Annotated in this window: 20 protein-coding genes; 11 read left to right on the forward strand and 9 right to left on the reverse strand. The window is 68.7% G+C overall.

Annotated elements, in window-relative coordinates; translation table 11 throughout:
* The 3 genes from BLS74_RS25260 to BLS74_RS25270 all read left to right on the forward strand — a co-directional run.
* Window positions 1-596, forward strand: a 596-nt coding sequence (locus BLS74_RS25260) for a fumarylacetoacetate hydrolase family protein (protein WP_170855699.1), incomplete at its 5' end; no start/stop codon positions are given.
* Between the two features lie 93 nt (window positions 597-689).
* Entirely contained in the window at window positions 690-1,052 is a 363-nt protein-coding gene (locus tag BLS74_RS25265) for a response regulator (RefSeq protein ID WP_093109907.1), read from the forward strand.
* Window positions 1,049-1,732, forward strand: coding sequence for a hypothetical protein (locus BLS74_RS25270; protein WP_093109908.1), 684 nt, complete (start codon window positions 1,049-1,051; stop codon window positions 1,730-1,732). The genes BLS74_RS25265 and BLS74_RS25270 overlap by 4 nt, the downstream gene beginning before the upstream one ends.
* Here BLS74_RS25270 and BLS74_RS25275 read toward each other — a convergent pair.
* From BLS74_RS25275 to BLS74_RS25290, 4 genes are all read right to left on the reverse strand, one after another.
* Window positions 1,669-3,921 (reverse strand): response regulator, encoded by a 2,253-nt coding sequence (locus tag BLS74_RS25275; protein ID WP_170855700.1) that lies wholly within the window; start codon window positions 3,919-3,921, stop codon window positions 1,669-1,671. The two genes, BLS74_RS25270 and BLS74_RS25275, sit on opposite strands and share 64 nt — an antisense overlap.
* Window positions 3,912-8,885: a HAMP domain-containing protein gene (locus BLS74_RS25280; RefSeq protein WP_093109910.1), complete on the reverse strand. Its 4,974-nt coding sequence runs from the start codon at window positions 8,883-8,885 to the stop codon at window positions 3,912-3,914. The genes BLS74_RS25275 and BLS74_RS25280 overlap by 10 nt, the downstream gene beginning before the upstream one ends.
* Before the next feature lie 116 nt (window positions 8,886-9,001).
* A complete protein-coding gene (locus BLS74_RS25285; RefSeq protein ID WP_093109911.1) occupies window positions 9,002-9,451 on the reverse strand; it encodes an acyl-CoA thioesterase in 450 nt (149 codons plus the stop codon).
* A gap of 45 nt (window positions 9,452-9,496) precedes the next feature.
* On the reverse strand, window positions 9,497-10,411 hold the full coding sequence (locus BLS74_RS25290) for a LysR family transcriptional regulator (RefSeq protein WP_093109912.1): 915 nt from the start codon (window positions 10,409-10,411) through the stop codon (window positions 9,497-9,499).
* A 121-nt stretch (window positions 10,412-10,532) separates the two neighbouring features.
* Here BLS74_RS25290 and gtdA point away from each other — a divergent pair, with 121 nt between their 5' ends.
* The 7 genes from gtdA (at window position 10,533) to BLS74_RS25325 (ending at window position 17,946) form a co-directional block, all read left to right on the forward strand.
* Window positions 10,533-11,603 (forward strand): gentisate 1,2-dioxygenase, encoded by a 1,071-nt coding sequence (gene gtdA, locus BLS74_RS25295; RefSeq protein ID WP_093109913.1) that lies wholly within the window; start codon window positions 10,533-10,535, stop codon window positions 11,601-11,603.
* A 66-nt stretch (window positions 11,604-11,669) separates the two neighbouring features.
* Window positions 11,670-12,374 (forward strand): fumarylacetoacetate hydrolase family protein, encoded by a 705-nt coding sequence (locus tag BLS74_RS25300; protein ID WP_093109914.1) that lies wholly within the window; start codon window positions 11,670-11,672, stop codon window positions 12,372-12,374.
* The gene (locus tag BLS74_RS25305) at window positions 12,371-13,591 is read left to right on the forward strand and encodes a 3-hydroxybenzoate 6-monooxygenase (protein ID WP_093109915.1); all 1,221 of its coding nucleotides are present in this window, start codon (window positions 12,371-12,373) and stop codon (window positions 13,589-13,591) included. Before BLS74_RS25300 ends, BLS74_RS25305 begins: the two co-directional genes overlap by 4 nt.
* Window positions 13,592-13,635: 44 nt before the next feature.
* Window positions 13,636-14,610 carry a Bug family tripartite tricarboxylate transporter substrate binding protein gene (locus BLS74_RS25310; protein WP_093109916.1) on the forward strand — a complete coding sequence of 325 codons (975 nt, stop codon included), beginning with the start codon at window positions 13,636-13,638 and terminating at the stop codon, window positions 14,608-14,610.
* A 58-nt stretch (window positions 14,611-14,668) separates the two neighbouring features.
* Window positions 14,669-15,631, forward strand: coding sequence for a Bug family tripartite tricarboxylate transporter substrate binding protein (locus tag BLS74_RS25315; protein ID WP_093109917.1), 963 nt, complete (start codon window positions 14,669-14,671; stop codon window positions 15,629-15,631).
* The gene (locus tag BLS74_RS25320) at window positions 15,628-16,974 is read left to right on the forward strand and encodes an FAD-dependent oxidoreductase (protein ID WP_093109918.1); all 1,347 of its coding nucleotides are present in this window, start codon (window positions 15,628-15,630) and stop codon (window positions 16,972-16,974) included. The genes BLS74_RS25315 and BLS74_RS25320 overlap by 4 nt, the downstream gene beginning before the upstream one ends.
* A gap of 54 nt (window positions 16,975-17,028) precedes the next feature.
* On the forward strand, window positions 17,029-17,946 hold the full coding sequence (locus tag BLS74_RS25325; RefSeq protein ID WP_093109919.1) for an acyl-CoA thioesterase: 918 nt from the start codon (window positions 17,029-17,031) through the stop codon (window positions 17,944-17,946).
* Window positions 17,947-17,949: 3 nt separating this feature from the next.
* On the opposite strand, the gene BLS74_RS25330 is transcribed toward BLS74_RS25325, so the two are convergent.
* Window positions 17,950-18,999 carry a GlxA family transcriptional regulator gene (locus BLS74_RS25330; protein WP_093109920.1) on the reverse strand — a complete coding sequence of 350 codons (1,050 nt, stop codon included), beginning with the start codon at window positions 18,997-18,999 and terminating at the stop codon, window positions 17,950-17,952.
* A gap of 96 nt (window positions 19,000-19,095) precedes the next feature.
* Between BLS74_RS25330 and BLS74_RS25335 the strand changes: the two genes are divergently transcribed.
* Window positions 19,096-20,418, forward strand: a complete 1,323-nt coding sequence (locus BLS74_RS25335; RefSeq protein ID WP_093109921.1) for a tetratricopeptide repeat protein — start codon at window positions 19,096-19,098, stop codon at window positions 20,416-20,418.
* Between the two features lie 9 nt (window positions 20,419-20,427).
* Here BLS74_RS25335 and atpE read toward each other — a convergent pair whose 3' ends face one another.
* The 4 genes from atpE to BLS74_RS25355 form a co-directional block, all read right to left on the reverse strand.
* The gene (atpE, locus tag BLS74_RS25340; RefSeq protein ID WP_093109922.1) at window positions 20,428-20,670 is read right to left on the reverse strand and encodes a F0F1 ATP synthase subunit C; all 243 of its coding nucleotides are present in this window, start codon (window positions 20,668-20,670) and stop codon (window positions 20,428-20,430) included.
* A gap of 131 nt (window positions 20,671-20,801) precedes the next feature.
* Window positions 20,802-21,068 carry a DUF1488 family protein gene (locus tag BLS74_RS25345; protein ID WP_093109923.1) on the reverse strand — a complete coding sequence of 89 codons (267 nt, stop codon included), beginning with the start codon at window positions 21,066-21,068 and terminating at the stop codon, window positions 20,802-20,804.
* Entirely contained in the window at window positions 21,043-21,309 is a 267-nt protein-coding gene (locus tag BLS74_RS25350; protein ID WP_093109924.1) for a hypothetical protein, read from the reverse strand. Before BLS74_RS25350 ends, BLS74_RS25345 begins: the two co-directional genes overlap by 26 nt.
* Window positions 21,310-21,358: 49 nt before the next feature.
* Window positions 21,359-22,048, reverse strand: a complete 690-nt coding sequence (locus BLS74_RS25355) for a Crp/Fnr family transcriptional regulator (protein ID WP_093109925.1) — start codon at window positions 22,046-22,048, stop codon at window positions 21,359-21,361.
* Window positions 22,049-22,106: the final 58 nt, after the last annotated feature.

Genomic DNA, 22,106 nt, shown 5'->3' on the forward strand with positions numbered 1-22,106 from the left:
TCAACGACTGGTCGGCCCGCGACATTCAGGCCTGGGAGTACCAGCCGCTCGGGCCCTTCCTGTCGAAGAACTTCGCCAGCACGCTCTCGCCCTGGATCGTGACGATGGAGGCGCTCGCGCCCTTCCGCGCCGCCTTCGAGCGCCCGGCCGGCGATCCGCAGCCGCTGCCCTACCTCGATGCACCCGCCAACCGCGAAAGCGGCGCGCTCGACATCACGCTCGAGGTGTGGCTGCAGACGGCGAAGATGCGCGAAGCCGGCGAGGGCGCCGTGCGCCTCACGCACGGCAACGCCCGCGACGCCGCCTACTGGACGGCCGCGCAGCTCGTCACGCACCACACGGTGAACGGCTGCAACCTGCAGCCGGGCGACCTGCTCGGTTCGGGCACGCTCTCGGGCCCGAAGCCCGATGAGGCCGGCTCGCTGCTCGAGCTCACGCTGGGCGGCAAGCAGCCGATCCTGCTTCCCAACGGCGAGCGCCGTAGCTTCCTCGAAGACGGCGATACGCTCAGCCTGCGGGGCTTCTGCGAGCGCGAAGGCGCGGTGCGCATCGGGCTGGGCGAAGTCAGCGCGACGGTCGAAGCGGCCGGCGCCTGAGCGTTCACGGCCTCGGTTCGGACGAGGCACGCTCCTACGCGGCGTTCCGCGACCGGCCCCGATACTGCAAACCCTTGTTTCAGGGGTATTGCCGTGAACGTGCTGATCGTCGACGACAACAAGGCCGCGGCCGATCTGCTGCGGGAACTGCTGGCGCTGCAGGACCATGAGGCGCATTGCACCTACACCGCGCAACAGGCGATCGCCGCCGCCGCCGAGAAAGCCTTCGATGCGGCGCTGGTCGATCTGGTGCTGCCGGATCTCCCCGGCGCCGAGCTTGCGCGGCGCATGCGTGCAAGCGCCGGGAACAAGCCGCTGTTGCTGATCGCGATCTCAGGCTTCGGCGCCGACGAGGCCGGCGGCACGACCACGCCGGGCCTGTTCGACCATCATCTGCAGAAGCCGATCGACTTCGAAGATCTGGATCGCATCCTGGCGCCGCCTGCCGCACGATGAAGGCAACCCCCGGAGCCCGCAGTTGGATGGCTGCCGGCGTGCGCCACGAACTGCTCACGCGCGTCTTCCCGGCGCTGCGCCACGACCTGGCGTCGCCGGTGTCGGTGATCCGGATGGCCATGCTGATGTTCAAGCGCCAGGCGACGGTGAAGCCCGCCGACGCCGCGGCCTGGCAGGAGAGAGTGGCGCTGGTGGAAGGCCAGGTCGGTGCGCTGGCGACCGGCGTGCGTTCCCTTCGCGACTGGGAGCTGGCCGTCAGCGACGAGGGCGTGACCCGCAGCGCGCTGGTGGCCCAGTGCACCGGGCTGATGCGCGCCGCCTTCGGACTGAACGGCATCCGGCTGCATGTCGGCGAGGGGCTGGCGCCCGGAGAGGGCGAGCAGCGCTTTCCGGCCGGCGCCGCGCTGCGCTACATGTGTCTCGGCGTCCTGAGCTATCTGCAGGACGGCGCACCGCAGCTCGGCGCGGTGCACATCGAACCCGAAGGCCGCGACATCGTGCGCTTCAGCGCGACACGCGGGGCAGCCGAGCTCGCGGAGCTGGCGGATCCGCACCGGGCGCCACGCAAGCTGGCGATCGATGCCGTCGCGCTGCAGTTGCTGGCCGAAGACCTGGGCTACTTCGTGGCGCTGGACGGTGATACGGTGCGCCTCTCGCTGGTGCGCCGCTCGAACCAGTGATGGATGCAGGCCAGGAGCGCATTCGGCTCCGCGGGCTTGACGAAGTGGTGATCGAAGCCGGCGCCGAGCGCGGCCTGGCGGTCTTCGTTCTGGCCGTAGCCGGTCAGCGCGATCAGCAGCGCGTCTTCGGTCTCGGGCATCTTGCGCATCCGGCGCGCGACCTCGTAGCCGTCGAGCAGCGGCAGTCCGATGTCCAGCACGACGACGCTGGGCCGGTACGCCGCGACGATCGCGAGCGCCTCCTCGCCATCGCCCGCCGTGCGAACCTGGTGGCCTTCGAGCTCGAGGACCGCCGCGACGCCTGCGGCCGCGTCCCGGTTGTCGTCGACGATCAGGATGCGCTGGGGCTCGAGGCGCGGCGCTGACGGGAGCGCGGACGCGGTCTGCCCGGCTTCGGGCACCGCCGCAACGCGCGGCAAGCGGATCTTGAACTCGGAGCCCCGGTCCCGCCCCTCGCTGAAGACCTCGATCTGGCCGCCGTGCATCTCCGTCAGGCGCCGTGCCAGCGTCAGCCCGACGCCCAGCCCGCCCTGGGCGCGGTCGAGGCCGCGCTGGCCTTGCGCGAAGAGGTCGAAGATGCGCGTCAACAGTTCCTCGTCGATGCCGATGCCCTGGTCGCGCACCGAGACGACGATGTCGCCGTCCTCGAACCAGGAGGCCAGCGCAATATCGGTTCCCTCCGGGCTGTACTTGGCAGCGTTGTGCAGCAGGTTGGCGATCACCTGCGTGAGCCTGGCCACGTCGCCCAGAAGCCATGCCGGCTCTTCGGGTATCGCGACGCTCAACGCCTGGCGACGGCTGTCGATGAAGGGCTGCACCGTTTCCACGCCTTGAACGATCACCGTGTTGAGATCCATCGTCTCGCGCTTGAGCGCGATCTTGCCCTGGCTGATGCGGGCCACGTCGAGCAGCTCTTCGATCAGACGCGTCATCTGCCGCAGTTGCCGATCGGCGATGTCGAGCGCCCACGTGACCCTGGGGTGCGGCGCGGCGACGCGGCGGATCACCTCGACGGCGGTATGAATGGGCGCCAGCGGATTGCGCAGCTCGTGCGACATCATCGCGAGGAACTCGTCCTTGCGCTGGTTGGACTGCTGCAGCTCTTCCTGCGCCGCCTGCCGCTCGAGGATTTCGCGCTGCAGGATGCGGTAGAGGCGCGCGTTCTCGAACGCCGTCGCGGCCCGGGCCGCCAACTCGTCGACCATCCCGGCTTGGGCGCCGGCGTTCGAGTCGTCCGGATTGCCGGATGCGACCAGAACCGCGCCCAGAACACGTTCCCCGAAGACCATCGGCACGGCCGCGGCCGAGCGCAGCAGCGGGAACTCGGCGTCCGCCGGAGCGAGGCCGAACGATGCGGCCGTGAGCGGCTTCAGCGCTTCTTCCGCCACGGTGGTTCGCCGCCCGCGGTTCGCCGCGGCGTGCAGCGCGGCGCGGATGCCCGGGGCGAGCGCCGTTTCGGGGCCTGCGAACCATTGAAGCCTCGCGTGGCCCGGCCGCACCGCCGCGGCAAGCATCTCTCCCGCGCCGAGCTCGGGGTCGATCAGGAGCAGCACGGCGAGCGGGGCCAGGCTGGGCACCAGCAGTTCGACCAGCTGGTTCATCGCGACCGTGATCTCCAGCGAGCTACTGAGCGCGCGACTCGCATGGGCGAGAAATGCGGAGCGCCTGTCGTTCTCCTCCGCGACGCGGCGAGCCGCCTGCGCCGCCATCATTGCGGCCCGCGCATCGGCCTGGCGCCGGACTTGGCGCCGCATCAGGTACAGCGAGACGAAGACGCTCACCTTGCTGCGCAGGACCTCCGGCACCACGGGGGAGAGGATGTAGTCCACCGCGCCGAGCGAGTAGCCGCGCGCGGTCTGCATCTCGTCGGCGTAGGAGGTGATGAAGATGATCGGCGTATGGGCGCTTCGCCGATGCTGGCGGATCAGCGTCGCCGTCTCGAACCCGTCCATGCCGGGCATGTTGACGTCCAGCAGGATGACCGCGAACTCGCGCTGCAGGATCTCCCGCAGCGCATCGGTGCCCGAGCGCACCAGCACCAGGTTCTGGCCGAGGTCTTCGAGCACGGTCCGGAAGACCAGCAGCTTCTCGGGCAGATCGTCGACGACCAGGATGTCGGCCTTCTCGTCGAACGGCCCCCCGTCGGAGCCCCGTTCCTCGGGCAGTGCAGGAGGCTCTTCTACTTGCACAGCCACCCCCGCAGAACGGCGAGCAGATAGGTCGTGTCCACCGGCTTCGACAGGTAGTCCCAGGCCCCCGCTTCGATGCACTTCTCGCGGTCGCCCTTCATGGCCTTCGCCGTCACCGCCACCAGCGGCAGCTGCTTGCCGCGCGGCAGGCGGCGCAGCTCGCGCATCGTCTGCATGCCGTCCATCTCCGGCATCATGATGTCCATCAGGACGATGTCGATGCCGGCATCCTCCTGCACCAGCCGGATCGCATCGCGGCCGTTCTCCGCCGACACGATGAGCATTCCCTGTGCGTCGAGGATGGTCGCCAGCGCAAAGATGTTGCGCATGTCGTCGTCGACGATCAGCACCTTCCTGCCGGCCAGCGTGCCGGCGCCGGCGTTGACCGCTTCGACCGCTCTCCGTTCCTGCTCGGACATCGAAGCCAGGCCCCGATGCAGGAAGAAGGCCGTTGCGTCGATCAGCCGCTCCAGCGAATCCGCGACGCGCATCGCCGAGCCGCCGTGGCCGTGCTCCCACCCCGGCACGCGGCCGCCCGGAGCCGCGCTGTACAGGACGACCGGCAGTTGCCGCGTCGCCGGGCGGGCTTCGACGAACTCGGCGGCATCCGCGCGGCCGAAGCCGGCCACCATGCCGTCGGTCACGAGGCAGTCCACGTCGTTCTGCGCCAGCGCGTCCCTGGCCGCCTCGGCGGTTTCCACGACCACGCTGTCGATCTCGCTGCCGGCCAGGGTCGCGACATAGCGATCGCGCAGCGACGAGGGGCGCATGGCGACCACCAGCTTCCTGGCGTCCGCCTGAACGAAGCCGTAAAGATGCCCGAGCCCGGCATCGATTTCGTCGATCGATTGCAGCGGCTTGGCCAGAAAGCCGACGGCGCCGGAGTTCAGGGCCCGCTCCCGCGAGTCGTCCGTCGAGACCACGCAGACCGGAATGTGCCGCGTGGCAAGGTCGGCCTTCAGGCGCTCGAGGATGCGCCAGCCTTCCATGTCGGGCAGGAAGATGTCGAGCGTGATGAGTGCCGGGCGGTAGTCGCGCGCGAGCGCCAATGCGCCGGCGCCGCTGGAGCTGACCAGGCCCTTGAAGCCGCTCTTGCGCCCGGCCTGCAACAGCATCTTGGCGAAGGCGAGGTCGTTCTCGACGATCAGGAGCACCTTGTCCCCGGAAAGAATGCTGTCGCGGTCGTCGTCGGCGATGTTGAGCGACGGGAGCATGTCGGCTGCATCGCCGCGTTCGGCGGCCTGGACGGGCTTGGCCCCTGCGGCAACGATGCGCCGGGCCGACTTCTGCGGACCCGGACCGGGCCGCAGTTCCGCGACCCGGTTGCGTTCGGCGCGGCGAGGAACTTCCGCCCGCGCCGCCGCCGTACGGCCCAGCCGTGCACTGCGCGGCGAGCTGTAGCTTTGCGGCAGGTACAGCGTGAACGTGCTGCCCTGCGCGGGCGTGCTCACCAGGCGGATCTCGCCGCCCAGAAGGCGCGCCAGTTCACGGCTGATCGCGAGGCCGAGGCCGGTGCCGCCGTATTTTCTCGAGGTCGAGCCGTCCGCCTGCTGGAAGGCCTCGAACACGATCTGCTGCTTGTCGGCGGAAATCCCGATGCCGGTATCGGACACGGCGAAGGCCATGACCTGGCCGGCCCGGTTGAGCTCCTCGTTGTCGCGCGACCAGCCGCTGTCCACGGCCTCGACCGTCAACGCGACCGAACCCTGGTGCGTGAACTTGAACGCATTCGACAGCAGGTTCTTGATGACCTGCTGCAGGCGCTTGACGTCGGTCACGATCGTCTCGGGCAGCGGCCCCGACGCGTGGATGTCGAAGCCGACGTGCTTGGCCTCGGCGACGTGGCGGAAGCTGCGCTCGACCGAGCGCTGCAGGTCGTCCAGCCGCAGTTCGCTGACCTCCACCGCGACCGTTCCGGATTCGATCTTCGACAGGTCCAGGATGTCGTTGATCAGCATCAGCAGATCGTTGCCCGAGAGGTGGATGGTCTTCGCGAACTCCACCTGCTTGGCCGTCAGGTTGCCCTCGCTGTTCTTGCACAGCTGGTCCGACAGGATCAGCAGGCTGTTGAGCGGCGTGCGCAGTTCGTGCGACATGTTGGCCAGGAACTCGGACTTGTACTTGGAGGTGAGCGCGAGCTGCTCCGCCTTTTCCTCCAGCGCCTGGCGCGCCTGCTCCACCTCCTGGTTCTTGCGCTCCACCTCCTGGTTCTGGTGCACCAGCAGCCGGGCCTTCTCCTGCAGCGCCTCGTTGGTCTGCTGAAGCTCGAGCTGGCGGTTCTGCAGCTCCTCGGCCAGCGACTGCGACTGGGTCAGCAGGTCCTCGGTGCGCATGTTGGCGGCGATGGTGTTGATCACAATGCCGATGGATTCGGTCAACTGGTCCAGGAGGGCCTGGTGCGCGGGGTTGAAACGCTCCAGCGAGGCCAGCTCCAGCACGCCCCGCACCTCGCCTTCGAAGATCACCGGGAGCACGATCACGTCCATGGCCGCGCCTTCGGAGAGGCCCGTGACGATCCGGAAGGCCGTGCTCGGCACGTTGGTCAGAAGGATCTTGGACTTCTCGACGGCGCACTGGCCGACGAGGCCCTGGCCCAGCTCGATCTCCTTGCCGTGCGAAGTCTGGCCGCCGGAGGCGTAGCTGGCGAAGAGCTTCAGCTTCGGCGTGGCCGTGGCGGTGTTCAGCACGTAGAACTCCGCCTGCTGCGCACCCACCACCGGCGCCAGTTCGGACAGGATCAGCTGCCCCACCGTGAGCAGATCCTTCTGGCCCTGAAGCATGCGGCTGAACTTGGCGAGGTTGGTTTTGAGCCAGTCCTGCTCCGTGTTCTTCTGCGTCGTGTCCTTCAGGTTGCGGATCATCTCGTTGATCGTGTCCTTCAGCGCCGCGACCTCGCCCTGAGCCTTCACGGTGATGGAGCGGGTCAGGTCGCCCTGCGTCACGGCGGTGGCCACCTCCGCGATGGCGCGCACCTGGGTCGTCAGGTTGGCCGCCAGCTGGTTCACGTTCTCGGTCAGGCCCTTCCAGGTGCCGGCGGCGCCGGGCACCTTCGCCTGGCCGCCCAGCTTGCCTTCGACGCCGACCTCGCGCGCGACGGTCGTCACCTGGTCGGCAAAGGTGGCAAGCGTCTCGGTCATGCTGTTGATGGTCTCGGCGAGCGCCGCGATCTCGCCCTTGGCCTCGACCGTGAGCTTCTGTTGCAGATCGCCGTTGGCCACCGCGGTCACCACCTTCGCGATGCCGCGCACCTGGCCGGTCAGGTTGCCGGCCATGGAGTTGACGTTGTCCGTGAGGTCCTTCCAGGTCCCCGAGACATCGCGCACCTGGGCCTGGCCGCCGAGCCGGCCCTCGGTGCCGACCTCGCGCGCCACGCGCGTCACTTCGGCGGCGAAGGACGAGAGCTGGTCCACCATCGTATTGATGGTGGCCTTCAGCTCCAGGATCTCGCCCTTCACGTCGACCGTGATCTTCTTGGAAAGGTCGCCGGTCGCCACTGCCTTGGTCACGTCGGCGATGTTGCGCACCTGCGATGTGAGGTTCGATGCCATCAGGTTGACCGAGTCGGTCAAGTCCTTCCAGGTGCCGGCCACGCCTTGCACATCGGCCTGCCCGCCCAGGATGCCCTCGGTGCCGACCTCGAGCGCCACCCGCGTCACCTCGGCGGCGAAGGAGCGCAGTTGGTCGACCATCGTGTTGACCGTGTTCTTCAGTTCGGAGATTTCGCCCTTCACGTCCACCGTGATCTTCTTGGACAGGTCGCCGGCGGCGACGGCCGTGGTCACCTCGGCGATGTTGCGCACCTGGGAAGTCAGGTTGCCGGCCATGAAGTTGACCGACTCGGTCAGGTCCTTCCAGGTGCCGGCCACGCCCTGCACGTCGGCCTGTCCGCCCAGGATCCCTTCCGTTCCGACCTCGCGCGCCACGCGCGTGACTTCGGCCGCGAAGGAGCGCAGCTGGTCGACCATGGTGTTGACCGTGTTCTTCAGCTCGAGGATCTCGCCCTTCACGTCGACGGTGATCTTCTTGGAGAGGTCGCCGGCCGCCACTGCCTTGGTCACGTCGGCGATGTTGCGCACCTGGCTGGTCAGGTTGCCGGCCATCGAGTTCACCGAATCGGTCAGGTCCTTCCAGGTGCCCGAGACGCCTTCGACCCGCGCCTGCCCGCCCAGGGATCCTTCCGTTCCGACCTCGCGCGCCACCCGCGTCACCTCCGATGCGAAGGAGCGCAACTGGTCGACCATGGTGTTGATCGTGTTCTTCAGGGTCAGGAATTCGCCCTTGACGTCGACATCGATCTTCTTCGACAGGTCGCCCTTGGCCACCGCGGTTGTCACGTCGGCGATGTTGCGCACCTGGTCGGTCAGGTTTCCGGCCATGGAGTTGACGGAATCGGTCAGGTCTTTCCAGGTGCCGGCCACGCCTTTCACCTTGGCCTGGCCGCCGAGCTTGCCCTCGGTGCCGACCTCGCGCGCCACGCGCGTGACCTCGGCCGAGAAGTTGCCGAGCTGCTCGACCATCTTGTTGATGGTCTTGGCCGTGCGAAGAAACTCGCCTTCGAGCTTGCGCCCGTCGACCTCCAGCGCCATGCTCTTCGACAGGTCGCCCTGGGCCACGGCGCCGATCACGCGAGCCACTTCGGTGGTCGGGTGCACGAGATCGTCGATGAGCGCATTCACGCATTCGACCGATTCGCCCCAGAAGCCGCGCGTTTCGGAAAGCACCGCACGCTGCTTGAGCTTGCCTTCCTTGCCGACCACCTGGCGCAGGCGGACCAGCTCGGCGGCCAGCGTGGCGTTCTGCTCGACCAGGTCATTGAAGACGTCGGCCACCTTGCCCGAAAGCCCGGTCCAGTGCACGGGCAGCCGGACCTTGGCATCGCCTTTGCGGAACCGGGTCAGCGCATCCAGAAGCGTTGCCATCTCCTCCAGTGAGCTGGTCGCTACGGATTTGTCCAGAACGTTCATCTCTTGCCCCTCTCGGAGTGAGGAAAAAGTGCCTTAGACGAAAGCGGCGTGCCTCGGCACGCCGCAGTGTAGCCAGGGAGCGCCCGCTGCGGCATAGGCAGCCGGAGCGTTTGCGACTAGCCGCCGCCCGAAGCGGCGCGCGAGGCCTCGAGGTGTGTACGTGCCCGCTCCGCCAGCGCCATCTCGCCCGGGGTTCCCGGCGTGAAGCTGTCGACCGGCAGCGGCCGGCCGTGCGAGTCGACCGAGACGAAGACGACCAGGCACTCGGTGGTCTTCTGCATCTCGCCGCCCTTCATGTCGCCGCTGCGCACCTCGACCGAGATGTTCATGCTGCTGCTGCCGGTGTAGGCGAGCCGCGCCTCGACCTCGACCAGGTCGCCGATCATGATCGGCCGGTGGAAGCGGATGCTGCCGATGAACACCGTCACGCAGTAGCGCTTGGACCAGCTGGTCGCGCAGGCGTAGCCGGCCTCGTCGATCCATTTCATGACGGTGCCGCCGTGGACCTTGCCGCCGAAGTTGACGGTGCTGGGTTCGGCCAGGAAACGCAGGGTGATCGAGCTCATGGAGTGCCTGGGCGATGAGTTGATGTCGTGGGGCGCCCGCGGCGATTATGTGAGCGGCGAAGCGGTTTGGGCGCCGAAAAGTTGAGCCACCGTGCGCCTGAGCCACGCATTGCCCGGATCGGCGTGGAAGCGCTCGTGCCAGTGCTGCTTGACGGCATAGGACGGCAGCGCGAAAGGCGGCTCCAGCAGCTTCACCGGCTCCTGCGTGGCCAGTACCTCGCCGAGGATGCGCGGCACGATCACGACCAGCTCGGTGTGGGCGACGATGCGCGCCACGCTGAGAAAACTCGACAAGCGCACGACCACGTTGCGCGCCAGGCCGAGGCGGGCGATGGTCTTGTCGACGATCGCATGGCCGGTGCCCGAGGACGAGATCACCGCATGCGCTTCGGCCTCGAAGCGCTTCTTCGTGAGCCGCTCGCCGATGCGCGGATGGTTCCGCGCCACCAGGCAGACGAAGTTCTGCATGAAGAGCGTCTGCTGGTAGAAGCCGGCATCGAGCTGCGGCATGAAGCCCACCGCCAGGTCGACCTCGCCGTCTTCCAGCCGGCGGCCGCTCTCGGTCGAGATGATCTCGGTCTCGATGTGCACGCCGGGCGCCGTGCGGCGCAGGTGGTCGAGCAGCCCGGGCAGGATCACCACCTCGCTGATGTCGGTCATGCAGATGCGGAAGTTGCGACTCGCCGCGCCGGGGTCGAAGCTGCTGCGGCTGCCGCGCGCCTGCTCGAGCTGCGCGAGCGCCTCCCGCACGTGGGTGTAGATGCGCTGGGCATAGGGCGTGGGCTGCATGCCTTGCGCGGTGCGCGCGAACAGCCGGTCGTCGAAATGCGCGCGCAGCTTGTTGAGCATGGTGCTGGCCGCGGCCTGCGCCATGTCGAGGCGCTCGGCCGCCTTCGAGACGCTGCCGGTCTTGTAGACCTCGTCGAAGACCGCGAGCCATTCGAGATCGAGCTTGGACATGGGATTTCCTTCGCAATGCAGCCACCATTATCGAAAATCGAGATTCCGAGTATTGAGTACACGTCTTGAACAAATAGTGGTGCGGACAAACAATGCAGTCACCCCTCGGAGACATGCCCAGATGAACACCGCCCCCCAGGCCGCGCGCGCCGACGCCGCCGAGCGCCGCGACTACTACGAGCGCATCCGCCCGCTGCACCTCACGCCGCTGTGGGAGTCGCTGCATGCGCTGGTGCCGCGCGAGCCGCAGACGCCCTGCGTGCCCGCGCTCTGGCGCTACGACGAGATCCGCCCGCTCCTGATGGAGTCGGCCGCGCTGATCACGGCCGAGGAGGCGGTGCGCCGCGTGCTGGTGCTGGAGAACCCGGCGATCCCGGGCCGTTCGTCGATCACGCAATCGCTCTATGCCGGCCTGCAGCTCATCATGCCGGGTGAGGTCGCGCCCTCGCACCGGCATGTGCAGTCGGCGCTGCGCTTCATCGTGGACGGCAAGGGCGCCTACACCACGGTGGGCGGCGAGCGCACCACCATGTACCCGGGCGACTTCATCATCACGCCCTCGTGGGCCTGGCACGACCACGGCAACGAGGGCATCGAAGGCGTGGCCGAGCCGGTGGTGTGGCTCGACGGGCTCGACATCCCGATGCTGCGCTTCTTCGACGCCGGCTTCGCCGAGAACGACGACGCCAAGGTGCAGCACGTCGCGCGGCCCGAGGGTCACAGCCTGGCGCGCTTCGGCCACAACATGGTGCCGGTGCGCCATGACCACAGCGCGCCCACGTCGCCGATCTTCAACTACCCCTATGCACGCAGCCGCGAGGCGCTGGCGCAGCTGCAGGAGCAGGAGGCGCCCGACGCCTGGCTGGGCCACAAGCTGCGCTACATCAACCCGCTGACCGGCGGCTCGCCGATGCCGACCATCGCGACGAACCTGCAACTGCTGCCGAAGGGCTTCGCGGGCAAGACGCACCGCGCGACCGACGGCACGGTCTACAGCGTGGTCGAGGGCCGCGGCACGGCCGAGATCGGCGGCCAGCGCTTCGACTTCGGTCCGCGCGACACCTTCGTCGTGCCCTCGTGGGCGCCGCTGCGCCTCGCGGCGAGCGAGGAGGTGGTGCTGTTCAGTTTTTCCGACCGGCCCGTTCAACAGGCGATGGGCGTGCTGCGCGAAGCCTTTCTCGACAACGCCTGACCCGCGCTGCCCCGGCAGCCTTCTCCTTTCTCGATCCCCATGCGCCGCACCGCGGCAGGAGTTCTCATGTCTTTCGTCCTCACTCCCCCGGCCGTCGTCGGCCTTCCCGTCGCCGGCTCGTCCGACCTGTTCCCGGTTCGCCGCGTCTACTGCGTGGGCCGCAACTACGCGGCGCATGCGCGCGAGATGGGCTTCGACCCCGACCGCGAGCCGCCCTTCTTCTTCTGCAAGCCGAACGACGATGCGTCGATCGTGCCGGTGCCCGCGGGTGAAACGGTGGGCATTCCCTACCCAGGCCAGACCGCCAATTACCACTATGAAGCCGAGCTCGTGGTGCTGATCGGCGAGGGCGGCCGGGACATCGCGGTCGAGGACGCGGCGAAGCACATCTACGGCTATGCGGTCGGCCTCGACATGACGCGCCGCGACCTGCAGATGAAGATGCGCGAGCAGGGCCGGCCCTGGGAGATCGGCAAGGCCTTCGACTTCTCGGCGCCGGTCGGCGTGGTGCGTCGGTTCGCCGAGTCGGGCGAGGTCGCGGCCGGCGCGATCACGCTCGAAGTGAACGGCGAAACGCGCCAGAAGAGCGACATCCGCAACCTGATCTGGTCGGTAAACGAGGTCATCGCGAACCTGTCGACGCTGTTCGCGCTGCAGCCCGGCGACCTGATCTTCACCGGCACGCCCGAAGGCGTGGGTGCGGTGCAGCGCGGGCAGACCATGCAGGTGCGCATCGACGGCCTCGAGCCGATCGCAGTGCGAGTGGAATGAGCAAGACGCAGAACTCCAAGCCTTCGGTGCTGCTGGTCGGCGGCGGCATCGGCGGCATGGCGGCGGCGCTGGCGCTGGCTCGGCTCGGCATTTCGATCGACCTGCTGGAGCAGAGCGCGGCCATCGGCGAGATCGGCGCCGGCCTGCAGCTGGGCCCCAATGCCTTTGCCGCACTCGATGCCCTGGGCGTCGGCGAAGCGGTGCGGCGCGGCTCGGTCTTCACCGACCGGCTGGTGATGATGGATGCCGTCGACTGCAGCGAGGTGGCCTCGGTGCCGGTGGGCGAGGCCTTCCGCGCGCGCTTTCGCAATCCGTATGCGGTGAGCCATCGCGCCGACCTGCATGGCGCGATCCACGAGGCGGTCAAAGAGCATCCGCTGATCCGCTTCCACACCTCGGCGCAGGTCGAGCACCTGGACATCGGCGGCAGCGGCGTGACGGCGGTCACGCGCGACGGCCGGCGCTTCCATGCCGATGCGATCGTCGGCTGTGACGGCGTCAAATCGGTGGTGCGTGCCAGGCTCGTCGGCGATGCGCCACGCGTTTCGGGCCACGTGGTCTACCGCGCCGTGGTGCCGGCCGCCGACATGCCCGAAGACCTGCGCTGGAACGCGCCGGTGGTCTGGGCCGGCCCCAACTGCCACCTGGTGCACTACCCGCTGCGCCATGGCGAGCAATACAACCTGGTCGTGACCTTCCACAGCCGTGAGCAGGAAGAGTGGGGCGTGACCGAGGGCAGCAAGAAGGAAGTGCTGTCCTACTTCGAAGGCGTGCACGCGCGCCCGCGCCAGCTGCTGGACCGGCCCACCTCCTGGCGCCGCTGGAGCACCGCCGACCGCGATCCGGTCGCGAACTGGAGCGAAGGTCCGGCCACGCTCTTGGGCGATGCGGCCCATCCGATGACGCAGTACCTCGCGCAGGGCGCCTGCATGGCGCTCGAAGACGCGGTGACGCTGGGCGCGGCGGTCGAGGCCTGCGAGTTCGACCTGCCCACCGCCTTCCAGCTCTATGCGTCGGCCCGCGTGGCACGCACGGCCCGCGTCGTGCTGTCGGTGCGCGAGATGGGCCGGCTCTACCACGCCAAGGGCATTGAGCGCCTGGTGCGCAACAGCCTGTGGACCGGCCGCACGCCCGAGCGCTTCTACGACGCAGTCGAATGGCTCTACGCATGGAACCCGGCTCAAAGCTTGGCCGACGCGCAGCGCACCGCGGCCTGAGACAACCCGCCTTATTTCAACGACACACCACGGAGACAAACCGCATGAAACCCATCCTCCCGCTGATCGCCGGCCTCGCCGCCGCCCTCTTCACCGCCGGCGCCGCGGCGCAATCGGCCGCCGACTACCCGAGCAAGCCCGTCACCCTGATCACGCCCTTCGCCGCCGGCAGCGGGCCGGACGCGGTGCTGCGGCTGGTCTCCGACAAGCTGGGGCGGCTCTGGAACCAGCGCGTGGTGGTGGACAACAGGCCCGGCGGCGGCGGCTTCATCGCGATCGACCAGGCCCGGCGCGCGGCGCCCGACGGCTACACCCTGCTGCAGCTCGACAGCGAGCATGTCGCCGCGCTGCCGCATCTGTACAAGTCGCGCAATTTCGTGACGCTGCAGCACTTCGACCCGGTGGCCTCGCTGTTCCGCACGCCCTTCTTCGTCGCCGTGGCCAGCGACTCGAAGTGGAAGAACATGAGCGACCTGGTCGCTGCCGCCAAGTCCAACCCGGTGAGCTACGGCTCCTGGGGCGTCGGCAGCGCCGGCCACCTGGGCGCGCAGCAGCTCGAGTCCCTGGCCGGCGTGCACATGCAGCATGTGCCCTACCGCGAAGTCTCCCAGCTCTACGCCAACGTGGGCTCGGGCGATGTGCCGTGGAGCTTCGCGACCATCCCCTCCAGCCAGGGCGTCTACAAGGCCGGCAAGCTGCGCTACATCGCGATTGCGGCGCCCCAGCGCATTCCGCAAATGCCCGATGTGCCCACCATGGCCGAGGCCGGCGGCCCGGCGAGCCTGTACGTGAGCTCCTTCGTCTCGCTGCTCACGCCCAAGGGCGTGCCGCCGGCGATCAGGGCCAGGATCCATGCCGACGTCGCCAAGGTCATCGCCGACCCCGAGATCCGCGCGCGCTTCGACACCTTCGCCTTCGAGCCGCTGGCCTGGTCGCCGGAGGAGATCCAGCGGCAGGCCGAGGCCAAGTCCAAGGTCTATGGGGAACTGGTTCGGCGGGGCAATATCAGCCTCGAGTAACGCCTGGTCACAACTCGGCTTTATCCTTCGCTTCTCTTTCCATTCCCGCTTCACTCCCATGCAGTTTTCCAAGAGAGCTCTTTTGATCGCCGCCTGCGCGCTGCCGCTGGCCGCCGCGGCGCAGAACGGCGCCTGGCCCACCAAGCCGATCCGCCTGATCGTCGGCTTCCCCGGCGGCTCGACGCCGGACATCGCGGCGCGCACCATCGCCGAGCCGCTGGCCAAGGCGCTGGGCCAGCCCGTGGTGGTCGACAACAAGCCGGGGGCCTCGGGCAACATCGCGGCCGACCAGGTGGCCAAGGCGACCGACGATCACACGCTCGGCGTGGTCATCAACGGCAACCTGACCTCGTCGAAGTTGCTCTATTCCAGGCTGCCCTACGACCCGGCCAAGGACTTCACCTATCTCTCGCTGCTCACCACCGCGCCGCTGGTGCTGGTGGCGCAGAACAGCCTGCCCAGCGGCGCAGCCTTCGTCGATGCGGCGCGCAAGAGCGACGACAAATGGAGCTACGGCTCGGTGGGCGTCGGCTCGGTGGGCCACCTGGGCATGGAGTTGCTCAAGGGCCGCGTGCCGGGCCTGAAGGCCGTGCACGTGCCCTACCAGGGCAATCCGCAGGTCATGACCGACCTGATCGGCAACCAGATCCAGATGGCCCTGATCCCGCCCGGCGTGGCCATGCCCCAGGTCAAGGCCGGCAAGGTCAAGGCCATCGGCATCACGAGCGGGCGCAGCACGCTGGTGCCCGAACTGGCGCCGCTGGCCGATGCCGGCGTGAAGGACTTCAACCTCGAGGTGTGGACCGCGCTGCTCGGCCCGGCCGGTCTTTCCAAGGCCGCGCAGGAGCGCATCTCCCGCGAGCTCGCCGTCATCATGAAGGCGCCCGAAGTGCGGCAGAAGCTGTTCGAGCAGGGCTGGCAGGCGGTTGGCACCTCGCCGGACGGCATGCGCACGCGCGTGAAGGAAGAGGCGGCGATCATGACCAAGATCATTTCGACCAACAACATCAAGCTGCAATGAGCGCTTCCATCGTCGAGCCTGAGCGCAGCCTGCCGGTCTTCGGCGAATACGACGTGGTCGTGGTCGGCGGCGGCCCGGCCGGCATCGCGGCGAGCGTGAGCGCCGCGCGCCATGGCGCGCGCACGCTGCTGGTCGAACGCTATGGCTTCCTCGGCGGCATGGGCACGGCCGGCGGCGTGACCAACTTCGCGGGCCTCTACGGCAAGCGCAACGGGGAGATGACGCAGCTGGTGCACGGCGTGGTCGACGAGCTGCTCGCACGCATGGATGCGATGGGCGGCCTCAACAAGCCGCAGGACGGCATGCAGGGCCGCATCCGCGTGCGCTCCTACGACACCTCGATCTACAAGTGCGCGGCCGATCAGCTGCTGCTCGATGCGGGTGTCGAGCTGCTGTTCCACGCCTGGGCCGCGGCCGTGGTGATGGAAGGCCCGCGCATCGCCGCGCTGGTGGTCGAGACCAAGTCGGGCCGGCAGGCGATCCGCGCCAATGCCTTCATCGACGGCAGCGGCGATGCCGATGTCGCGGTCTTCGCGGGCGTGCCTTTCGCGGTCGGCGACGGCCATGGCAGCGGGCTTTTTCCGTCCACCATGTTCCGCGTCGGCCACGTCGATGCGCCGCGCGCGCTGGCCGCGGTGGGCGAGTTCAAGGCCATCAACGACCTGATGGCGAAGGCGCGCGAGCGCGACCCCGAGGCCTACCGCTTCCCGCGCGAAGGCGCGATCCTGCGGCCGCAGATCGATCCGCGCGAATGGCGCGCCAACGTCACGCAGATCCGCAATGCCAAGGGCGACGCGATGAACGGCGTGGATGCGCGCGAGCTCAGCGACGGCGAGGTCGAGGGCCGGCGCCAGATCGGCGAGTACTTCCGCTTCTTGAAGGCCGAGGTGCCGGGCTTCGAGCGATCGGCCATCGTCGAGATCGCGCCGCAGGTCGGCATCCGCGAGACGCGGCGCATCGAGGGGCTCTATGCGCTCACCGGCGAAGACATCCTCTCGTCGGCGCGTTTCGACGACAGCATCGGCATCAACGCCTGGCCGATGGAGATGCATGCCGCCGGCAAGATCGAATGGGCCTTTCCGCGCGACCAAACGCGCACCTACAACCAGCTGCCCTGGCGCATGCTGGTGCCGCGCGGCGTCGACAACCTGCTGGTGGCCGGGCGCTGCGCCTCGATGACGCACGAGGGCCAGTCGGCCGCGCGGGCGAGCGGCGGCTGCTTCGTGATGGGGCAGGCCGCGGGGACGGCTGCGGCATCGCTGGGCACCGGCAGCTTCGCCGCTGTCGATGTGCCGGCGCTGCAGAAGAAGCTGATCGCCGACGGCGTCGACCTCGATCGATAGCAGCAAGCCGCCGGCGGGACAGCGCCGCGGCATCCTCTTTGCTATCTTCGCCGGATGACCGATCCCGCCACCGCCGCCCGCCTCGTCAACCAGCTCGTCGACCTGATGCACCTCGAAGCCCTGGGCGATGACCGCTTCAGGGCCCAGAGCGAGGACATCGGCACCCCGGCGGTGTTCGGCGGCCAGGTGCTGGGCCAAGCGCTGGTGGCGGCGAGCTGCACGGTCGGCGCCGACCGGCCGGTGCATTCGATGCACGCCTACTTCCTGCTGCCGGGCGAACATGCACCGATCGAGTACGCGGTCGACCGCGTGCGCGACGGCCGCAGCTTCACCACCCGGCACGTGGTGGCGCGCCAGCGCGAGCGCATCATCTTCGAGATGTCGGCCTCCTTCCAGACGGTGGACGAGGGCATCGAGCACCAGCTCGCGATGCCCGAGGCGGCCGGGCCGGAAGGCTTGCAAAGCGAACTGGAACAGCGCCGCGCGCTCGGCGAGCGACTGCCCGAACGCTGGCGCAACAACGCGCTGGCGCCGCACGGCATCGAGTACCGCCGCGTCGATCCGGACGACCTGCTCACGCCCGCGCCGCGTCCACCGCACAGTGCGCTCTGGCTGCGCGCCATCGCGCCGCTGCCCGACGACCCGGTCGTGCATCGCGCGCTGCTGGCCTATGCCTCCGACCACGGGCTGCTGCGGGCCGCGATGCTGCCCCACGGCCTGAGCTTCATGAGCGGCCGGGTGCGCCCCGCCAGCCTCGACCATGCGATGTGGTTCCACCGCGATTTCCGCATGGACGACTGGCTGCTCTATCTGCTCGATTCGCCGAGCGCGGGCGGCGCCCGCGGCCTGTGCCGCGGCAGCCTGTTCACGCGCGACGGGCGGCTGGTGGCCTCGACCGCGCAGGAAGGCATGCTGCGCGTGCTGCCCGAAGGAAGTCCCTTGTCGAGCGCCGGCGGCGCGGCGCCGATATAGCACTCAGTGCCGCGTGCCGGCCAGCGCCGCGCGCAGGCCGCCGAAGCGCCGCCGGTACTGCCCTGGGCTCAGGCTCACCGCGCGGCGGAACATGCGACTGAAGAAGGCCGCGTCGTCGTAGCCCACCTCGCCCGCGATCGCCTCGACCGGGTCTTCCGTGGTCTCGAGCAGGTGCTTGGCTTCCTCGATGCGCAGGTTCTGCACGTATTCCATCGGCGTCATGCCGGTCGCGAGCTTGAAGCGGCGCTGGAACGAGCGCTCCGCCAGCCCGCTCAGCGCGGCCATCGCGGCCACCGGCGCGGCTTGCGCATAGTGGTCGCCAATCCAGGTCTGGCAGCGGCCGATGACCGCGTCCTCCGCCTGCCGCGTGCTCGCCACGCGCGCGAAGGGCTGCTGGCCCACGTGGTGCCAGTCGATCAGGTTGAGCTTGGCGACCTGCATCGCGGCCTCGATGCCGACATAGCGCGCGATCAGGTAGAGCGCCAGGTCCATCCATGAGCTGCCGCCGCCGGTCATCACCAGGCGCTGGCCCTCGCCGGAGGTGATCAGCGCACAATGCGGCCGCACGCGCGCGAGCGGATAGCGGCGCTGCAGCACCTCGCAGAATGCCCAGTGCGTGGTGGCGTCCTCGTCGTCGAGCAGGCCTGCTTCGCCCAGCAGCATGGCGCCCGAGCAGGAGGCGGCGACCAGCGAGCCGGCCGCGTGGCAGCGCCGCATCCACGCGACCTCCCGGGCGAACAGTCCGTCGAGCGGACCGTAGGGCGAGATCATGAGTTCGGGCACGCAGACCACCGCCGGCGCAATGACCTCGTCGAAGCTGCGGTGCGCCTCGATGGGCACGCCGTTGGCGGCGCGCACGATGCCCGGTTTCGCGGCGACCAGCACGGGCTCGAGCAGCTCGGCGCCCGGCCGGCCGTCGACCACCATCGGCCAGTCGCGGCCCGCACACTTCAGGAGGTCGAACATGCCGTAGACCACCGAGGCTGCGCTCTCGGTGGTGACGAGGATGGCGATCACGGGACGATCGCCGGAAGAAGCGACTGCGGAACTCATCGATTGGCGGAATCGTCAGCCTTGTTGCGGGAATCGCTGCGGGGGTTTCAGCCGGGCGAACTTACGCTTCTTGCGTCTTTCGTACAAGGATCCACCATGACCCAACACGACGCGCGCGGCCTGGCGCTTTCCACCGACCAGCCGGCTTCCGTGGCCGCCTACGAGCAGGCGCTCGACCTCTTCAACAGCCTGCGGCTCGATCCGGTCGCGGTGCTGCAGCCGGCGCTGGAACAGGATCCGGACTTCATTTCCGGCCACCTCCTGATGGCCGGCTTCATGCTCAGCGCCATCGATGGCCAGGCGCTGCCCGCCGCGCGCGAGAGCCTGGCGGCCGCGGCCGCGGCCGCGAGCCGCCGCCGGCCGAACGAGCGCGAGCAGTCCTTCCAGGCGGCCCTGCAGGTCTGGGCCGACGGTGACATGGGCCGCGCCAACCGCCTGCTCGACCGCCATCTGATCGACCATCCGCGCGACCTCTTCGCGCTGCAACTCACGCACATGGCAGACCTGGTGCTCGGCCAGTCGACCATGCTGCGCGACCGCATCGGCCGCGCGCTGGACCAATGGAGCGAGGACGACGTCGGTTACAGCTACGTGCTGGGCATGCATGCCTTCGGCCTCGAGGAATGCAACGAATACGCGCGCGCCGAGGCGCTGGGCATGGAGGCGCTGGCGCGCAATCCGCAGGACGCCTGGGCCGTGCATGCAGTGGCCCACGTCTACGAGATGCAGGGCCGCGTGGCCGAGGGCATCCGCTGGCTCACGACCGACACCTCGCTCTGGCAGCAGGACAACGCGCTCGCGGTGCACAACCACTGGCATCTGGCGCTGCAGCATCTGCGCAGCGACGACCACGCCTCGGCACTGGCGCTCTACGACCGCGCGATCGCGCCCGGGCCGGCCTCGATGGCGCTGGACCTGGTCGATGCGAGTGCGCTTTTGTGGCGGCTCGGCCTCTGCGGCGTCGATGTGGCCGGGCGCTGGCAGGCCCTGGCGCCGCGCTGGCGCGACCAGGCCGCCTGGGGCTGGTCGGTCTTCAACGACGTGCATGCGATGCTGGCCCTGGTCGGCGCCGGCGAGGCCATACAGATCGAGGCCGGGCAGCGCGCGATCGCCGCCGTGCCGGCCACGGCGCCCGCGCCGTGGTGGCGCGAGGCGGGCACCGTCTGCGAGGCGGTCATGGCTTTCGGCGAAGGCCGCTACGGCCACTGCGCGCAGCTGCTGTTTCCCTTGCTGCCCGTCGCCCACGGCTTCGGCGGCAGCCAGGCGCAGCGCAGCCTGATTTACCTGACGGCGATGGAGGCCGCGCGCCGGGCCGGCGATGCCGCGCTGTGGGAGGCGCTGCAGAGCGAAGCGGCAGCGCGCACGGCAGCGGCGGTTCCGGAGCGGCCGTACCGCGAGATCGAATTCAAGGCCGCTTGAGCCCGCACCTCAACGGAAGGGGTTGGCAGTCGCGAACCAGAGGCCGATGCCGGTCGCGATGATGAAGGCACCATCGGTCACGCCCGCGATCAGGAAGAACAGGGTCTGCAGCGTGTCCTTGAGCTCGGGTTGCCGCGCCGTGCCTTCCAGCAGCTTCGACCCGACGATGCCGATGCCGATGCAGGAACCCACGGCGGCGATGCCGATGAGAAACGCGACGGCGAGGGGGAGGATGTCGAAACCTGAGGTCATGGTGCTCTTTCGCGGCCTTTGAAGTTCGGCCTGGTGGCTGCCGGAACCACCCCGGTTCCGGCTTGCATCCAATGTCTCAGAGCGGGTGCGCGGCGTCGATGACCTCGCAGGTCATGGCCGCTGGCCGGGCCTCAGGGGCGCGGAGCGTCATGGCGCAGATCGAACTCGCGCAGCATCACGGGTTCGGTGGAACCTTGTGCGACACGGCGCCGCACGGCGTCATCGATGTCCTGCGCGTGCAGCGCATAGGTGTCCAGTGCTTCGTCGTCGGTGGCGGTCGACCGATAGCGGTAGTGCAAGGTTTCCTTGCCGACGCTGGCGCCGACGAGCTGCCCCTCGACCTCGACCCAGAAACGGACGGTGCCGGAAGCCTCATGAAAGAAGGGCGGCTGCGACATCGCTGCTCCTGGAATGCGTTCCGCGGTCATCGATCCAGAGGGTGGCCTTGCGCTCGATCGCGCGGATGGCGTCACCCCCATGAGCGAACTGCTTGCACGACACGAGGTGGCACATGCAAACGTCGTCGACGAAGAGTTCCGCACCGGCCGCCACGGTGCCCTCCAGGGAAACATGGGTGAGGCGGCTGCGCACCTCCCATCCTTGGTACGGAAGGCGTTTGGAAGCGAAGTCATAGTCCATGCCCCCTTGTAGGCGATCGGGTGCGCCCTGTCTGTTCGCGACCGCACATTCAGAGCAACTCGGCGTAGGCTCTCTTGTCTGCGGCGTAGCAGGCGCATGCCATCGCTTCGAGCCCGGGGCGGTCCAGCACCTTCAGATCGCCACGGCTGTATTGGATCAATCCGTCACGCTGCAAGGCGCCGGCAGCCTCCGTGATGCCGACGCGGCGCACGCCCAGCATGTAGGCCAGGAACTCCTGCGTCACGCGGAAGCTGTCCGAATGGGCGCGGTCCTGGCTCATCAGCAGCCAGCGCGCCAGGCGCGGGCCGATCAGGTGAAAGCGAAGGCACGCGGCCGAATCGGCCAGCTGGGACATCAGGACGTGGATGTAGCGGTGCAGGCCGCGCTGCAGGCCCGCGTTGCGCGCCAGTTCGCGCTGGAAGTCGGGGGCGGCGATGCGCCATGCAGCACCCGGGCCCTGAACCACCGCATGCAGGGGCGTCGTCGCCACGCCGAGGGCCAGTTGCGTCCCCAGCATGCCTTCGCGGCCCACCATGCCGACTTCCAGGCCTGGATGGCCGTCGATCCGTGCGATCACCGAAATGAAGCCATCGACAGGGAAGTAGACATGCCGGGTCGGCTCGCCGGGCTCGCACATCACCTCGGCCAGCACCAGCTGGACCGGCTCGCAGATGGCGAGCAGACTCTGGCGGTCGCTGCGGGAAAGCAGCTCGATGAGGTGGTTTTCGGCGGCAGGCAAAGGCACTCCGGTGATGGAAGGGCTTCCAGTCTGCGCGCCGCGCCGCGGCACGACTGTC

It is taken from the genome of Variovorax sp. CF079, from assembly GCF_900101545.1.
Lineage (GTDB): Bacteria > Pseudomonadota > Gammaproteobacteria > Burkholderiales > Burkholderiaceae_C > Variovorax.

What these genes read in the sequence shown, in the direction of transcription:
- BLS74_RS25270 (WP_093109908.1), top strand. Translation starts at nt 1,049, where the DNA reads ATGAAGGCAACCCCCGGAGCCCGCAGTTGGATGGCTGCCGGCGTGCGC.
- BLS74_RS25280 (WP_093109910.1), bottom strand. Translation starts at nt 8,885, where the DNA reads ATGAACGTTCTGGACAAATCCGTAGCGACCAGCTCACTGGAGGAGATG.
- BLS74_RS25285 (WP_093109911.1), bottom strand. Translation starts at nt 9,451, where the DNA reads ATGAGCTCGATCACCCTGCGTTTCCTGGCCGAACCCAGCACCGTCAAC.
- BLS74_RS25290 (WP_093109912.1), bottom strand. Translation starts at nt 10,411, where the DNA reads ATGTCCAAGCTCGATCTCGAATGGCTCGCGGTCTTCGACGAGGTCTAC.
- gtdA (WP_093109913.1), top strand. Translation starts at nt 10,533, where the DNA reads ATGAACACCGCCCCCCAGGCCGCGCGCGCCGACGCCGCCGAGCGCCGC.
- BLS74_RS25300 (WP_093109914.1), top strand. Translation starts at nt 11,670, where the DNA reads ATGTCTTTCGTCCTCACTCCCCCGGCCGTCGTCGGCCTTCCCGTCGCC.
- BLS74_RS25305 (WP_093109915.1), top strand. Translation starts at nt 12,371, where the DNA reads ATGAGCAAGACGCAGAACTCCAAGCCTTCGGTGCTGCTGGTCGGCGGC.
- BLS74_RS25310 (WP_093109916.1), top strand. Translation starts at nt 13,636, where the DNA reads ATGAAACCCATCCTCCCGCTGATCGCCGGCCTCGCCGCCGCCCTCTTC.
- BLS74_RS25315 (WP_093109917.1), top strand. Translation starts at nt 14,669, where the DNA reads ATGCAGTTTTCCAAGAGAGCTCTTTTGATCGCCGCCTGCGCGCTGCCG.
- BLS74_RS25320 (WP_093109918.1), top strand. Translation starts at nt 15,628, where the DNA reads ATGAGCGCTTCCATCGTCGAGCCTGAGCGCAGCCTGCCGGTCTTCGGC.
- BLS74_RS25325 (WP_093109919.1), top strand. Translation starts at nt 17,029, where the DNA reads ATGACCGATCCCGCCACCGCCGCCCGCCTCGTCAACCAGCTCGTCGAC.
- BLS74_RS25330 (WP_093109920.1), bottom strand. Translation starts at nt 18,999, where the DNA reads ATGAGTTCCGCAGTCGCTTCTTCCGGCGATCGTCCCGTGATCGCCATC.
- BLS74_RS25335 (WP_093109921.1), top strand. Translation starts at nt 19,096, where the DNA reads ATGACCCAACACGACGCGCGCGGCCTGGCGCTTTCCACCGACCAGCCG.
- atpE (WP_093109922.1), bottom strand. Translation starts at nt 20,670, where the DNA reads ATGACCTCAGGTTTCGACATCCTCCCCCTCGCCGTCGCGTTTCTCATC.
- BLS74_RS25345 (WP_093109923.1), bottom strand. Translation starts at nt 21,068, where the DNA reads ATGTCGCAGCCGCCCTTCTTTCATGAGGCTTCCGGCACCGTCCGTTTC.
- BLS74_RS25350 (WP_093109924.1), bottom strand. Translation starts at nt 21,309, where the DNA reads ATGGACTATGACTTCGCTTCCAAACGCCTTCCGTACCAAGGATGGGAG.